Genomic DNA, 15,138 nt, shown 5'->3' with positions numbered 1-15,138 from the left:
CATGCATCAAACCGAGATGCATGCTTTTTAATCATTTGGCAATTTATCGTACCCTAATTTGTCGATGATCACAACATGCTCGGGGAATTCATCAAGCAGCTGCTGTTTTGTGAATAATTCAAAGTCACGGAAATCAAAACCTGGTGCGACCATGCATCCAACGAGAGAAAACGTATTCTCATTTGTCACAGAGGAACCAAAAATCGTATCTCTTGGAACTAAAAATTGAGGAACTTCTCCATTTTCTAAGTTTGTACCTAGTTTTACTTCTTGATAGGTTCCGTCGCGGTAAATAATATGAATGGTTAAAGGGCTTCCCCCATGATAGTACCATAGTTCATCTGATTGCAGCCGGTGGAAATGCGATACATCTTGAGACCTTAATAAAAAGTAAATACTCGTGTATAAAAATCGTTTATCATCAAACTGCGATGACACTTCTTTATCAGAAATTTCATCATTGGAGCAATAGGTTTGTTTATAAAACCCTCCTTCTGGATGAGGCTGAAGCTCAAGCTTTGAAATCCAATATTCCCACTTATGTAGATCCATTACGTTCCTTCCCTTCCTTTTTCTTTTAGCATTAACTACATCATAGTAAACCATTCTTTCTAACACAACAAACGGCTTCATTATTCCATCAGGAAAAATGAAGCCGCTTACCACTGGTATCTTATCATTACATCCTACCCTTTCTATTAGCACGGCTATATTTATATCTGCTAGAATGGCAGCGATGAAATAAATATGTCATATACAAATCTAACTGAAATCGATCTCCCTCAATGAAACATTGAAACGGCTGTTCTCTGCCTTGATCATTTTTTGCAGATGAACGCTGCTTAAACGGGACAATATTCATCTCTTTTCCCCCTCAGACAGATGTACTTTTTAGTGTAAATGCTGATGACAAACGTAATATTTTTTGATAAAAGTGAGGGCTGCCTGTGCATCTTGAATGCCAAGCTTTTTACAAACACCAGCTAACATGAGCAGTTTGTACATAACCAGCTTTTGATTATTTGTTGCCAGTACGTAATAAACAATCGTATTAGCAACTGCCCGCGGTAATCTTATTTTTTTCAACTCATATAGCGCAGCAGACGAAGACATGCCTGCTTCAGTTAAAATCTGCTCAGTTGTGTACGTCTCCAAATAGCGAGCAAGCTTTCTTTCTTTATCGTTAAATATACCTTTAGAATCGTTCATTTTCTCTCCCTCTGTTATTTTAATAATCCATTAAATGCTGCATTAATTAGCCATAATGCGATAGCTCCCCCTGATAAATAAGTGCTGAGATAGAATAATAATTCCATATACCTCCCTCCCATTTCTATCTTACCCCTTCATTTCTCTAGCTGCAGTGATATTCATCACAGGTAAAAAGTGTATTGTTGAGCTACTGAATAGCTCCGCAAAAGAGCTCGTGAGAAAGATCTCACGAGCTGCTTAGTTAGCATTTTTATTTTCGGATAAAGCGTTTAAAAATCATAATAATTAATAATACAACTACAATAACAAGCAAAAATTTCAACATGAGTTGTCCATCCCTTCAAATCAGTAAATCATCTTTCATTAGTAAGTAGTTACCCTGTTTCGTTTTTTATAAACTGCTTGCCTACTTATTTCATGCCAAAAATTATATAATAGTAGAAAATCATCTAAAATAGCCCTACAAGTAAAACATAAATGGGAGTATAACCATGACTGACTATCTTCAAACATTTCTGCTTGAACATTTAGAAGCAGCTGGGTTTATCAGCATTCTCTTGAACATCCTTATTAGCATTACGGGCGTATTTCCAAGCGCACCCCTTACGTTCGTAAACGTAAAATTATTTGGTTTTTGGAACGGATTTTCACTTTCTTTTATTGGAGAAGTTTTAGGTGCAGCTCTCTCTTTTTGGCTGTATCGAAAAGGTTTCCATACGCTTGTTCATACAAAAACACCTTCTCACTCCAAGTGGCTAAAGCTGCTGCGCGTACAAGGGAAAGAGAGTTTTATATTGATTCTTTCTTTGCGTTTACTTCCCTTTATTCCATCAGGCCTCATTACATTCTTCAGCGCTGTAGGAAAAGGCTCCTTTGCGGTATTCATTTCTGCTAGCGCACTTGGGAAAATTCCAGCGCTTTTTATTGAAGTTTATTCGGTTTATCATATTTCACAAGGATCTATGCAAGGCAAAATCATTTTAATGATTTTATCCATCATTTTACTTTTTTGTATAAGTAAAAAATGGAAGAAAAAAAGCTTAACAGACTATAAAAAGGGAAGACTATCTAAAAATAAGCAAAAGCATTATCTTATGTAACTGTAATAAGATAACGTATTGGAGATGGTCCATTGATTTTTCTGTTGGTTTCTGGAAGTATTATTGTTCCTATTATCATGCTCTTTTTCTCACTCAAATGGAAAGGAGCAGAGCTAGTTTTTAATACGCTAGCCCTTCTTTCAGCGCTAGTATTTGGAAATATAGCTGCTGCTTCTATCTATCGTATCTTAAAAAACCATACTGTTTTTATGACGAGCATTCATGCAATCTTTTTAAATTCAGCTTTTTTATTAACCGGTGCATACCTTGGAATCTATATATTGTATAGACTGTTAGCTCTGACCTTAAATGTAAAACAGCGTACTATGTAAAAATAGTACACTGTTTTAAAATGCAGTTTATTTTATGATTCCAGTTGGTATGCATAATGGTGAACCATCAACCGGATTTTGAATAATAGTTGAAGATAAATTAAACACATCTCTTATCATTTCTTCTGTAAATACTTGAGCAGAAGAACCTTCTTTGTAAATCTGACCGTTTGAAATACTGATTAAATGGTCTGCATAGCGAGCTGCTTGGTTTAAATCGTGTAAGACCATCACAATTGTACACTTTCTCTTTTGGTTTAAGTAACGAAGAAGTTCAAGCACTTCAATCTGATGAGCTAAATCTAAATATGTAGTAGGCTCATCCAACAGCAGAAGCTCGGTACCCTGTGCCAATGCCATTGCAATCCAGGCTCTCTGACGCTGTCCTCCAGAGAGAGCATCCAGTGTACGATCACTTAAATTAGACAGTTTGGTTGCCTGTAAAGCCTCCTCTACAATTTGATGATCTTCAGCAGAATAGCGAGCAAATAAGCCCTTATGAGGGTGACGACCGTAATAGCACAGCTCTTTTACTGTTAAATCTTCCGGAGCTTCAGGAGCTTGAGGCAAAATAGCCAGTTTTTTTGCTACTTCTTTTGATGAATGACGATGAATATCTTTTCCATTTAAATATATACTTCCTTCTGTAGGCTTTAATAAGCGGGCCAATGAACGAAGGATTGTTGACTTTCCGCAGCCATTTGATCCAATGATTATGCTTACCTTTCCTTCTGGAATGTGAAGGTCAATATTACGAATAACTGAAGTTGAATCATATGATAGTGAAAGTTTTTTAGCAGTTAATTTTGTCATTACTGTTTCTCCTTTCCTCTATTTTTTCTGTTCACGGCGCAGTAAATATAGAAAATAAGGGGCTCCAATAATAGCTGTTACGATTCCAGCTGGAATCTCAACGGGCGGCATAACCCCTCTTCCTAAACTGTCAGCAATTAGCAAGAATAAAGCACCTGCTGCTGCTGAAACTGGTAACAAGAACTTCGAACGACTTCCTACTAACCTCCTACCAATATGAGGAGCAATTAAACCAATAAAACCAATTGACCCAACCACAGCTACAGATAACCCTGTCAATATCACAGCCATACTCAATAGTGTATAACGAACGTATTTCGTTCGCTCTCCTAAGCCAACTGCAATCTCATCTCCTAAGTTTAAAATGTCGAGCTTAGATGCAAATATAATAATAAAAGGCACGAGTACAACACAAGGAATTAACATCCAAAGCTCACTCCAGCCTCTTCCCCATAAACTTCCTGTGAGCCAAAGAAGAGTTGTATTCACGTCATCTGGAAACTTAATCATAAAATACTGAATTCCAGCCTGACAAATAGCTCCTAACGCTACGCCAACTAAAGCCAGCGTATGAGGTTTAGCTCCTTGAGAGTAGGAAAACACCATAAGTATAACGGCTATGGCTGCTGCTCCTAAAAAAGCTGAAAGTGGCAAAAGAAGCATAGAAGCAGTTGGAAATACAATTAAGGTAAAAACTGCGAATAGCCCTGCTCCTTTTGTTACACCGATAACATCGGGAGATGCCAGTGGGTTTTTTAATATTCCTTGCAAAATAGCTCCTGCTACCGCTAAAGCCGCACCTACAACAATAGCAATGAGGGTGCGTGGAATACGATAATTTGTTAAAATAAATGAACTTTCTTGAGAACTCCCGGTTATTTGTTGAAAGATTGCTGCTGGGGAAATATAAACGGCTCCTACCCCTAAGCTAATTACAACCGTGATTATTAAACATAATAATAAGATACTTAAGATTTGGTAAGGACGTTTTCTTTTCATTGCTTAATGTTCCTCCCTTTTCTAGCAAGGTATAAAAAGAAAGGCGCTCCAATAAGAGCTGTTACAATCCCTACTGGCGATTCAAAAGGATAGGCAATGAAACGAGACAGTACATCGGCATAAACAAGCAAGATGGCTCCTAATAGAGCTGAAAATGGCAGAATCCGCTGGTAGTCTCCCCCTACTAATTTTCTAGCTATGTGAGGTACAATGAGACCTACAAATCCAATTGGCCCCGCAACGGCAACAGATGCACCGGCAAGCATAATAACTAGTATACCTGCAAAAAAGCGAATCCATTTTACCTTTTCTCCTAACCCTGTTGCCATATTTTCTCCTAACACTAGGATCGATATAGAACGAGATGATCCAAAAGCTAGGAGAAGACCTAGAAACGACCAAGGTAAAAGAATTTTTACATGAGTCCAGTCTTTCCCGTTAATAGAACCTACAAGCCAATACAAAACGTCCGTAGCTTGTTCATTTAACACAATTACTCCTTGAGTAAGTGACGATAAAAATAAATGTACGGCCATTCCGGCAAGTGCTAGTTTCACATGAGTTGTCTTTCCGCCCGATGCGAACAAATAAACAGTTATTCCTCCTAAAGCTGCTCCTAAAAAAGCAATATACACAGTTAATTGAGAGGTAAGATCAGGAAATAAAATAAAAGCTATTACAATCGCTAATGAAGCTCCAGCATTTACCCCAAACACTTGGGGTGAAGCAAGTGAATTTCGTGTAATGGCTTGCATTAATGCTCCAGCAGCTGCCAAGCTGGCTCCAATAAGAGCTGCGAGCACAGCTCTTGGCAGTCTAAGCGTCTGTACGATTGTTGTCTGCTTAGAGTCATCAGGCGCAAAAATTGCCTTAATTACTTCTGTAAAGCTGACAGCAGAAGATCCCACAGCCACATGCAAAATCATTCCGATGATTAACAAACAAACGCTAGCTACCAACACAATGTATTTATTCATTTTTTGCTTTTGGACAAGATTTGTCATTTCCAACACACTTTCTACAGTTTTCTTTTCTAAACAAATAGAAGCAAGAATAGAATAACTATTCTCGCCTCTTTGTCAGACTCTGTTATGTTACTGCTGCTTATTGTTTAGTAACTTAACCGTATCTTTTCCAATTGCCTCAGCTGAAATCACTCCTCGGAATCTTGTCCATAAATCACGGTCCACTACAAAAACTTTATCATTTTTAACAGCTTTTAAATTTTTCCAAAGAGGATTTGTTCTCCATTCATCCGTTACAAGTTTACCTTCGTTATTTGCTAGGATTAAAATATCTGGATTAATGTCTGACAACTGTTCTAAATTCATCTCAGCATATGCTTCTTTGTTTTGCACAGCGTTCTTCAACCCTAGCTTTTCAAGGAACTCTCCATCATAAGAAGAAGACGTATGCGCTTGGAAAGAAGTATCTCTGACAACTGCTGGTAAGACTGTCTGACCACTTTCTTCTTTTAATTCATTTTTTAATTTTGAAATTGTTTCTTCATGCTCATTTAAGCGCTGTTGTGCTTTTTTTCTTTTCCTACTGCTTTCGCAATTGTTTTAAATGAGTCTATATTTTCTTCATATGTAGATTCACGGCTTTTCAATTCAATTGTAGGTGCAATTTTGTTTAATTCTTTATAGATTGCTTTATGACGCTGCACATCGGCAATAATTAAGTCCGGCTGCAGGGAACTAATTACTTCTAAATTTGGCTGTTGACGTGTTCCTACTGAAGTATAATTGATCTTCCCACCTACGAGTTTTTCAATCATATCTTTTTTGTTGTCGTCTGCAATTCCTACTGGCTTCATTCCTAAGCCTTGCAAAGCATCTACAAAGGATAGTTCAAGAACCACTACTTTTTTTGGATTTTTAGGAACTTTTGTTTTCCCAAGCTCATGCTGAACAGATACCTTTTGACTATTATCTGAATTTTCTTTTGATGAATTTTGAGTTGACCCGCATCCTGCTAGAACAAATAAAACAGAAACAATAGCAGCTATAGTGACAAGTCTAACCTTTTTAATTTGCTTCATTTTAACGCTTCCTCCTATGTATATACTCTTTTTGACGCTGATAATCATTATCACCAATGTTATCTGTTAATTAAAGGTGCGTCAATAGTTTTCTCTTAATATGGGACATTTTTTGAATAAATAACAGAAAAATCCTTTTAATCCCTTTCTTGAAAAAGCTTTATTCCCTTCCTTTTTTACGATACACTATCTTTAATTTGCCCACATTCTACTTTATTGCACTAATGCACCTTTAAATAATCTTAATATTGGAGTGAAGATAGTGAATTCGTCTCTATTACAAATGAATACTACATTTATTAGTATTCTCATCGAAGCCCTTCCTTTTGTATGACTGGGCAACTGTTACGGGTGAAGTCAGTACAATGTATTATCAGCCGTTCAAAAAAACCATTCCTGTTTTGAAAGTAACAAAAGTGAAGCGTGAACAGGCTCCAAATAACCCTTATGTATATCGAAATAACCAATAATAAAAAGCCGTTCTTTTAAATAAGAACGGCTTTTTACACTAATGAACAAATTCCATTTTTTCTTCGATTTTATGAAATTTCTTATAAAATTCCTCCGCTGAAATCGGTTTGGAGAAATAGTATCCCTGCACTTCATCACATTTTTCTTTATGAAGAAGCTCTACTTGTTCAACTTCTTCTACACCTTCTGCTACGACGGATAGCTGCAAACTTTTGGCTAGTGTAATAATGGCTCTGACAATCGATACTTCCGTTGTATTAGGATCTAAATCTTTAATAAAAGACCGGTCAATTTTCAGCGTATGAATAGGCAACTTTTGAATATAGCTGAACGAGGAATATCCTGAGCCAAAATCATCAATTGAAATAAATACTCCTGCATCTTTTAAGATTTGTAGCTTTTCGATTGTTTGCTCAACGTGCTTCATCGTTACACTTTCTGTAATTTCAAGTTCTAAATATCGTGATTCTAACTCTACTTCACACAAGACATCTAACACATAATCAACAAAATCAGTTGTACCAAAATCCACGCTTGAAATGTTCACACTCATTTTTAAGGGAGGAAGTCCTTGAAGCTGCCAATACTTATTTTGATGGCACGCTTTTTTTAATACCCATTTCGTCAATGTAACAATAACGCCTGTTTCTTCAGCAATCGGAATAAATTCTGTGGGAGAAATGACGCCCATCTCGGCATGAGTCCACCGGATTAAAGCCTCCACTCCAACAATATAGCCACTTTGAATATTGACTTTCGGCTGATAGTGAAGCTCCATTTCGCCCAGCTCAAAAGCCTTGCGTAAACCATCTTCAATTCTCATTCGTCGCGTAGTATGAACCTGCATTTCTTTTTGATAAAACAGATAATGATTACGCCCTTGTTTTTTGACTTCGTACATCGCTAAATCAGCATGGCGAACTAGCACTTCAAGCGACTTTCCATCTTTAGGAAATAAACTAACTCCGATGCTTACCCCTAAATAAACATCTCTCGATAGCACTACAAAAGGAGTGGATAAGCAGTCATTTAATGATTGACAGATTTTTTTCACTTCTTCATCCGTCCTATCATGCAGTAAAACTAAAAACTCATCTCCTCCAAAACGCGAAAGCACATCTTGGTTTCTTAGGCAGCTCTTCATTCGATCAACAACCTGAAGCATAAGCTGATCTCCAGCATGATGACCAAGCGTGTCATTTACCTGTTTGAAACGATCTAAGTCTAAAAATAAGAAATGAAGCTTTTTTCCTGAAGCTGCTGCTGAATCAATGGATTTCTCTGCAAAGTTTGAAAACATACTTCGATTGGGTAAATCTGTTAGCATATCGTGAAAAGCCATATATTGAAGCGATTCTTGAGCTTTTTTCTGCTCCGTTACATCTCTAGTTACTGTCTGAAAAAGCGTCTCTCCATTAATTTGAATGAGCGTAGATTTTACTTCTAAAAAGAGTTCCTTACCTAACGCATTAAACATTTTCAACTGAGCTAATGGAGGTCTTGGCTCATCTTTTCTATCCTTTACTGCCTTCAATCCTTTTTTAATATCAGGAACTTGTTCATATGAAAAGAAATCATATAACGATTTACCAACGAGCTGGTCTTCCGTTACTCCTAAAAGCTGAATCATAGCATCATTCACAGACACGACCTCTTCTTCTCGATGGACCATAATTGCCAATGGAGAGGAGTAAAACAAGTTTTCATAGCGATTTTTTGCTTCAATCAACGTTTTTTCCGCTTCGCGCTCTTGCGTCATATTGCGGATATACAGCATATACTCAACCGTCTCTTCAATTCCTACCGCCATCACCGTTATCTCAACCGTCACTTCTCTATTACTTATCAAAAGGGAGTGCTCAGTTCGTCCATCTTGTAGAGAAGAAAATTCATAGAAGGGCAGCAGCTTAACAACATTACTCCCGATTACATCTGATGCTTTAAGAGAGAAAAGCGTTTCCGCTGCATAATTGAGCGATAAAACATGTCTTTTTTCATCGATCACCAAAATAGCATCCAGGGCGGATTCAAAAAAAGCCCATTTTAAAACTTCTTGTTTTTGTACGCGTTGATCCATAAAAATGGTTAAAAACACAGCCGTAAATAGGCAGACAATAAAAAAAACAATAACGACGGATAAATATATTGGATTTAAGGCAAAACCGTTTGAGTGTTCAGACATTGACATTCCTGAAAAAGAAGCTGCCTCCATGCCCGTATAGTGCATACCTGCAATAGCAATGCCCATAATAGTAGAACAAATAACCTTAGTAAAAACGGTAAGCTTCCCTTCATTTAGCTTTGAGTAAAAACCAAGCCACAAAGCTGTATTACAAGCAGCAACAGCAATAAGAATAGAGAGAAAAACGATAAATGGATCATATGAAATCATAATTGGCTCCATAGCCATCATGCCCAAATAGTGCATAAAAACAATTCCAGCTCCCATAAAGCTCCCTGCAATGATAAGTGCTTTTATACTTTTCTTTTGTTTGTGAATGAGGTAGAGGCCTATATAACATCCCGTTATCGCTCCCAAGATTGAGAGAAGAACAAACCATAAATTATATGAAACATCTATGGGCAAGTGAAAAGCAAGCATGGCGATAAAATGCATTGACCAAATGCCTATTCCCAATGTAAATGCCCCGCTGATTAACCAAAACTGAATAAATTTTGCCCGGGAAATTTTCACACGATTAGCTAACCCAAAAGAAGCGTACGCCGCAGTAATAGCGATAAGGAAAGAGAGTGTAACGAGTAACTCATTGTACGTCCCTTCTAGTAAATGTGTATGATGATTCATTCATGACCTTCCTTCAATTCGTTCTTTTCTTTGTTATCGGTTAAGGCCTAAAAGTATTTACTATTTCAAAAGAACTTATGCTTGATTTACTTCTTACCTTTTGAACGTCCTGACAATATCGCGCTCACTTTTTCCTTGTTGACGGTGTATAAACAAGTACAATCATCTGACTCATACGCCTCTTCTAGTTGAAACGAGAATTTTTTTAAAAGAGTAATTGAATCTTTATTATTAGGATCGACTTTTGCTTCAATTTCTTGTATATGAAACTCTTCAAAAGCTTTTTCTAGCAAAAGGCAGAGCGCTTCTATCATGAGGCCTTTTTTCCAAAAAGGTCTGCCTAAATCATACCCTATCTCTGCTTGCTTTTTAACATAATCAATACGGTTTAGACCGCAGGTTCCAATGATCTCATCGGAAGTCTTTAATCGAATAGCATAGCGTGTTGCTTTCCCTTCTTTCGTCAAACTTTGGAGAAGTGCAATCATGCTTTCCGCCTGATAAAGCGTCGTAAAGGGCTCAATATTCATATATCTAGTAACCTCTTCATCCGACCAATATTCAAAAACTTTAGAAGCATCTTTTTTTTGAAGAGGAGATAAATATACCCTCATCCATGTTCTCCCTCCTTTTGATGAATGATGGAGCAAGACATTTTCATCTGCGCCTCTTTCACCTCTTAAAAAATCTCACATGGTGCACGGAACATGTGAGATTTGACATTTAACTATTTTTTGATTGTGCATCGCGCAGCTGCGTATATAAACGATTAATTGCTACAGTCATTGACTGTTCATAGGAATGATGATCATAATAAACCGCTATATTTTTTAACATTTCATACGTTTGATGATCGAGCTGCACCTCAAGCGTAATTTTTTCGTCAATTGTTGCTGTTTGCAAATGATGAGGCAAGTCCTCTTTTGTAGATACTTGCTCTGCAATATGAATTGCTTCTTCTACTGTTTCAATTCGGCCGTACTGATGCACCCATCTTCTGCCCATTTCAATCGTATCTTTTACAAACTGACGATTGGTAATGGTATCTTTAATATTAAATTGATGATCTGCCACATATACGGATTGATACAAGATTACACTGATCACTTCGTCTTTTAAATTTAATTTTCTCAGCTCATCAATTAAATCCGCTATATATTTAGGTAATGGACTAAATGTCCCTCGCACTTCCTTAATTAAATCCATGGCAATGGATTCAGTTGAATTGCGTTTAAATGCTTTTATAATATCTATCATTACATGTTCGTTTGCCATACATACACCACCATTTATGAATCGAATAATTTCATGCTCCTTGCTGCTTTGCATAGACATTCACTATTCGTTTAAAATATATACTATTATTCTATTATATAAAAAATATGAATAAGTTGGTATAGGATGAATGATTTATCATTATTTTTTCATAAAATTTTATGAAAAAGAACATGTTTATCTATTACTAGCACAAATCCAGCACAGCAAACAACGGTCTCGCCAAAATCTGAGAAGACAAGCATTTATTATTGGTAAATGTGAGTTTTTCTTTGATAGAAGACATTAAATAAAAGGGACCAAACCAATCCCGCTTATTGAAGTATATGGTCAAAAGATTTTTAGATGTTAGATGACAGAAGGTATCCAATATCAGCAATTAATCTCCTTCCCTGTTCATTGTCACTTAGTCCATCTATCAAAACAACGGCATAATACGTTTCGTTACCTCGCATGAGAATAGCACTATCATGTTCTGCTCCCTGTAGTTCTCCAGTCTTATTCGCAGCTTGAAACGCTGATCCTATACGTGCTGGAAGCTTATGCTGAAACTGCTGCATTTCTAACATTCTCATTATTTTTTCGCGACTAGATTTTCGCAAAAAGTTTCCTTCATGTATTTCCCTTAGACACTTTACTACGTCAGAGGCACACGTATAATTATCAATCCCTTTTCCAACAGCGATTTCGTCCATCATATAGCGGTTTAAAACGGTTTTCTTTAATCCTAGATCTTTAGCACATTCGTTAATTTTTTCAAATCCTACTAAAGAAATGAGCTCATTTGTAGCTGTGTTGTCAGAAACAATTATCATAAGGGTAAGCAGCTCTTCCACTTTAATATGTGTTAACCGCGGAAGAGCTCTAAGTACGCCTGCTCCGCCAACCGTGTTTTTTTCTGTTCTTTGAATGACAGATGTTAAAGCCAAGATACCCTCATCAATTTGACGAAACGCTTCTATTGCAAGCAGCAGCTTGATTGTACTTGCTGCTCGTTATTGGATAAAAGAATTAATCTGTATGGATTCTTTTCCTTCAATATGAATACGTATAAGTCCATTATTACTCCGCTTCCATGTAGTAACTGCATCTTCTATTTTCATCCTTGCTTTTTCCATTATTTTGTTGCAGCTGTTTCAATATAGTTGTTACTTATTATCTTTTGGTTGTATAAGTGACAGGCCACGAAATGATTTTCTTCAACTTCCTGCCACTCTGGCTTTTGAGTCTTACAGGCTGCTACTGTAAGAGGACAGCGCGCATTAAACACGCAGCCAGAGGGCGGGTTAATTGGACTCGGTAATTCTCCTTTAAGAACAATTCGCTTCCGATTATCCTCAACGTCAGGATCAGGGATAGGAATAGCTGACAGTAGAGCTTGAGTGTATGGGTGAAGCGGTTTTTGATACAGCTCCGAACTTGTTGTTAATTCTACTAGATGCCCTAAATACATAACTCCAATACGATTGCTTATATGCTTTACCATCGACAAGTCATGTGCAATAAATAAATAAGTTAACCCTTTTTCTTTTTGGAGTTTTTTTAATAAATTAACTACTTGAGCCTGTACAGACACATCTAAAGCAGAAATAGGTTCGTCTGCAATAATGCATTCTGGATTTAGTGCTAAAGCTCTCGCAATCCCTATACGCTGGCGCTGCCCGCCGCTGAATTCATGAGGATAGCGATTGGCATGATCACGATTTAGCCCGACATCTTCTAGCAACTCATACACGCGGTTCAGCATCTCTTTTTTATTCGAATAAAGTCCGTGAACCTCCATTGGTTCTGAGATAATCTCCTTCACGGTAGAACGAGGGTTTAGTGAAGCATATGGATCTTGAAAAATCATTTGCATATTACGATGAAAAGCAAATTTTTCTTTCTCTGATAGCTCATGCACGTTTTTCCCTTTATAAAGCACCTCTCCTGATGTACGGTTATACAACCCAATGATTGTTCGCCCGGCAGTTGATTTTCCGCAGCCGGATTCACCAACAAGTCCAAAGGTTTCTCCTTTTGAAATGTGAAAAGACATGCCGTCTACTGCTTTCAAAACCTGCTTATTCGTAATCGGAAAATATTTGCTCAGCTGCTTTACTTCCAACAAATGCTTCGTTGTCATAACTGCCACCTCCTAATAATAGCGCCGGGCTGCGCACAGCTCTTCTTCATAAAGCGTTCCTTTTAATTCAATCAGTTCAACGGTTTTACCTGTTTTAGGTGAATGAAGCATTTTTCCTTTACCATAATAAATACCAACATGGTGGATAGACCCTTCACCTTTTTCATGAGCGAAAAACAGCAAATCTCCAGGTTGAATAGAGGCTAACCCTACTTCTTTTCCTTGCCTTGCTTGATCGGTTGCATCTCTTGGAATAAGATATCCGTTTGCTTTATGAGTAGCATAGGCAAACCCGGAACAATCATATCCCCAGGCACTCATGCCACCCCATAAATATGGAAGATTCAAAAACTGTTCTCCTGCTGCAATAATCATATCCCCAGTTCCTTTTACTTTACGGTTTCTATCCTCTATTACAACAGTATCTTGACGTTTTATTCTCCCACTGCCAACCGGTGTTTGAACTTCTAGCCATTCTCTATCTTCTTTTAAAAGAGGCAGCTGCGTTTGATAACTAATTTGCAAGGCTTCTTCCGCTAGGTGCAGGGTCGCAATCGTTGCTGATACCACTGCCGTTGGTTTATTCAATGGAAAATATTCAGCTTGAGAAATCAGTTGGTGGAAAGGAACCCACCCGGGATATCCTCTTTCATCTTTAGAAGAAAACTGAGAAGGAATAACGATTTTTGCCCATTTACCTTTCATTTCCGTTACATATACTTCTTCTCCTAGTAACAGCTGCGTTTGAACTAAATTTTTCTCACAAAGCTCCAACCGGCGTGTATACGTTAATTGTTCTAGCCATTTATCCAGTTTTACTGGGAAACTTATTGCATTGTCATCTATTTCTCTGCTAGAGTCATAGGAAGTCCAAACAGTCGCCACAGCTACACAAACGTAATACGCTTTTTTATCCATCACTTATCTATCCTCCCCGCAGGTTTAACCTTCAGCGTTCGACTTTATCTTTTGGTAATGTAATACCGGATTCAAATTCCACCATTCGTTCATAAGTCGACATCGTGGCATAGCTTCCAATCGCCACAGCTGTTTGAGGAGAGCAATGCCCGATGCGAAACCCTCTCATAACAGGTTTTTTTAAAGAAGTCAGGTAACTTGTTAATGCCTCTTCTAATGAAAGCGACTCCGTACGTTTTTTAGGATAGCAGTTATGAAAATCTCCGATAATAATTCCCGCTGCATCCTGCAGTTTATTGGCCATATACAGCTGTGTCATCATGCGGTCAATTTCATAAGGCTCTTCATCAATATCTTCAATAAATAAAATTCGATTTTTTGTATCTAGTTCAAATGGTGTGCCAAGCGTGCTTACCAGCAAAGTAAGATTTCCTCCTATCAGCTGACCAGTTGCTTCTCCTTCACAAATAGTATCGAGCGGACTAATTTGATCCGTATAGCACAAAGAACGGTGAGAAAATAATTGATAAAAAGCTTGCTTCGTCTCTATATGAACATCTTCTTTTCCGAGATCCGACGAAAGCATTGGCCCGTGAAAGGTAACCAAACCTGTGCGCTGATGAATAGCCGTATGTAAAAACGTAATATCGCTATACCCCCAAAAAACCTTTGGGTTTCGCTTAATTAAATCGTAGTTTAATTGCGAGGCAAGCCTAGCAGTCCCGTACCCTCCGCATGCACAGATAATTGCCTTTACTTCCTTATTGGCAAACATCGCATGTATATCGGCTGCTCGCTGTTCATCAGTCCCTGCCAAGTACCCGTTTTTTTTATATAAATGCGCGCCTGTTACTACGTTTAATCCTATTTCCTTTAAATATTCTATTGCTTTTTTTAGATTGTGCTGATTAGGCGGACTAGCAGGTGCAATAACAGCTACTGTATCACCTTTTTGTAATGGTTTTGGTTTTATCATTTGTTACACTCCTTTTGTGTAAAGAAATGAAGAAAGTGAAACTTGGGTCAGAAGAGAATTGAAATCC

General features: G+C 37.6%; 16 protein-coding genes and 1 pseudogene. 3 read left to right on the top strand and 14 right to left on the bottom strand.

From position 1 onward, the window contains the following. Positions 1 to 27 precede the first annotated feature (27 nt). From Q5794_RS07845 to Q5794_RS07835, 3 genes are all read right to left on the bottom strand, one after another. Positions 28 to 552 (bottom strand): cupin domain-containing protein, encoded by a 525-nt coding sequence (locus Q5794_RS07845; protein ID WP_057239609.1) that lies wholly within the window; start codon positions 550 to 552, stop codon positions 28 to 30. 127 nt (positions 553 to 679) lie between these two features. Further along, positions 680 to 862 carry a hypothetical protein gene (locus tag Q5794_RS07840; protein ID WP_057238487.1) on the bottom strand — a complete coding sequence of 61 codons (183 nt, stop codon included), beginning with the start codon at positions 860 to 862 and terminating at the stop codon, positions 680 to 682. Between the two features lie 29 nt (positions 863 to 891). Continuing rightward, the gene (locus Q5794_RS07835) at positions 892 to 1,209 is read right to left on the bottom strand and encodes a hypothetical protein (protein WP_013056195.1); all 318 of its coding nucleotides are present in this window, start codon (positions 1,207 to 1,209) and stop codon (positions 892 to 894) included. A gap of 494 nt (positions 1,210 to 1,703) precedes the next feature. Here Q5794_RS07835 and Q5794_RS07830 point away from each other — a divergent pair, with 494 nt between their 5' ends. Then, positions 1,704 to 2,312 (top strand): TVP38/TMEM64 family protein, encoded by a 609-nt coding sequence (locus Q5794_RS07830; RefSeq protein WP_374988946.1) that lies wholly within the window; start codon positions 1,704 to 1,706, stop codon positions 2,310 to 2,312. Positions 2,313 to 2,344: 32 nt separating this feature from the next. Further along, entirely contained in the window at positions 2,345 to 2,644 is a 300-nt protein-coding gene (locus Q5794_RS07825; RefSeq protein ID WP_192997602.1) for a transposase, read from the top strand. Between the two features lie 27 nt (positions 2,645 to 2,671). On the opposite strand, the gene Q5794_RS07820 is transcribed toward Q5794_RS07825, so the two are convergent. The 4 genes and pseudogenes from Q5794_RS07820 to Q5794_RS07805 all read right to left on the bottom strand — a co-directional run bounded on the left by Q5794_RS07820 (position 2,672) and on the right by Q5794_RS07805 (position 6,500). Then, on the bottom strand, positions 2,672 to 3,457 hold the full coding sequence (locus Q5794_RS07820) for an ABC transporter ATP-binding protein (RefSeq protein ID WP_374988945.1): 786 nt from the start codon (positions 3,455 to 3,457) through the stop codon (positions 2,672 to 2,674). Positions 3,458 to 3,475: 18 nt separating this feature from the next. Then, entirely contained in the window at positions 3,476 to 4,456 is a 981-nt protein-coding gene (locus Q5794_RS07815) for an iron ABC transporter permease (protein ID WP_214985699.1), read from the bottom strand. Further along, the gene (locus Q5794_RS07810; protein WP_214985697.1) at positions 4,453 to 5,460 is read right to left on the bottom strand and encodes an iron ABC transporter permease; all 1,008 of its coding nucleotides are present in this window, start codon (positions 5,458 to 5,460) and stop codon (positions 4,453 to 4,455) included. Before Q5794_RS07810 ends, Q5794_RS07815 begins: the two co-directional genes overlap by 4 nt. 90 nt (positions 5,461 to 5,550) lie before the next feature. Then, positions 5,551 to 6,500: pseudogene (locus Q5794_RS07805) on the bottom strand (Fe(3+) dicitrate ABC transporter substrate-binding protein). A gap of 326 nt (positions 6,501 to 6,826) precedes the next feature. Between Q5794_RS07805 and Q5794_RS07800 the strand changes: the two are divergent. After that, on the top strand, positions 6,827 to 6,970 hold the full coding sequence (locus tag Q5794_RS07800; RefSeq protein WP_374988944.1) for a hypothetical protein: 144 nt from the start codon (positions 6,827 to 6,829) through the stop codon (positions 6,968 to 6,970). 38 nt (positions 6,971 to 7,008) lie between these two features. On the opposite strand, the gene Q5794_RS07795 is transcribed toward Q5794_RS07800, so the two are convergent. The 7 genes from Q5794_RS07795 to Q5794_RS07765 all read right to left on the bottom strand — a co-directional run bounded on the left by Q5794_RS07795 (position 7,009) and on the right by Q5794_RS07765 (position 15,071). After that, positions 7,009 to 9,777, bottom strand: a complete 2,769-nt coding sequence (locus tag Q5794_RS07795) for an EAL domain-containing protein (protein WP_214985693.1) — start codon at positions 9,775 to 9,777, stop codon at positions 7,009 to 7,011. 86 nt (positions 9,778 to 9,863) lie between these two features. Further along, positions 9,864 to 10,391 carry a GNAT family N-acetyltransferase gene (locus Q5794_RS07790; protein WP_214985691.1) on the bottom strand — a complete coding sequence of 176 codons (528 nt, stop codon included), beginning with the start codon at positions 10,389 to 10,391 and terminating at the stop codon, positions 9,864 to 9,866. A gap of 109 nt (positions 10,392 to 10,500) precedes the next feature. Further along, on the bottom strand, positions 10,501 to 11,052 hold the full coding sequence (locus Q5794_RS07785; RefSeq protein WP_013056190.1) for a hypothetical protein: 552 nt from the start codon (positions 11,050 to 11,052) through the stop codon (positions 10,501 to 10,503). A gap of 341 nt (positions 11,053 to 11,393) precedes the next feature. Beyond that, positions 11,394 to 12,032: a serine hydrolase gene (locus Q5794_RS07780; protein WP_374989204.1), complete on the bottom strand. Its 639-nt coding sequence runs from the start codon at positions 12,030 to 12,032 to the stop codon at positions 11,394 to 11,396. Positions 12,033 to 12,169: 137 nt separating this feature from the next. After that, positions 12,170 to 13,177, bottom strand: a complete 1,008-nt coding sequence (locus Q5794_RS07775) for an ABC transporter ATP-binding protein (protein ID WP_214985689.1) — start codon at positions 13,175 to 13,177, stop codon at positions 12,170 to 12,172. A gap of 12 nt (positions 13,178 to 13,189) precedes the next feature. Next, entirely contained in the window at positions 13,190 to 14,095 is a 906-nt protein-coding gene (locus tag Q5794_RS07770) for a C40 family peptidase (RefSeq protein ID WP_214985922.1), read from the bottom strand. A 31-nt stretch (positions 14,096 to 14,126) separates the two neighbouring features. Then, the gene (locus Q5794_RS07765; protein WP_374988943.1) at positions 14,127 to 15,071 is read right to left on the bottom strand and encodes an LD-carboxypeptidase; all 945 of its coding nucleotides are present in this window, start codon (positions 15,069 to 15,071) and stop codon (positions 14,127 to 14,129) included. Between the last annotated feature and the right edge of the window lie 67 nt (positions 15,072 to 15,138).

The sequence above is a fragment of the Priestia megaterium genome (assembly GCF_041941685.1).
In the GTDB taxonomy this organism is placed as follows: domain Bacteria; phylum Bacillota; class Bacilli; order Bacillales; family Bacillaceae_H; genus Priestia; species Priestia megaterium_C.
This window is presented reverse-complemented; position numbering and strand designations above follow the sequence as displayed.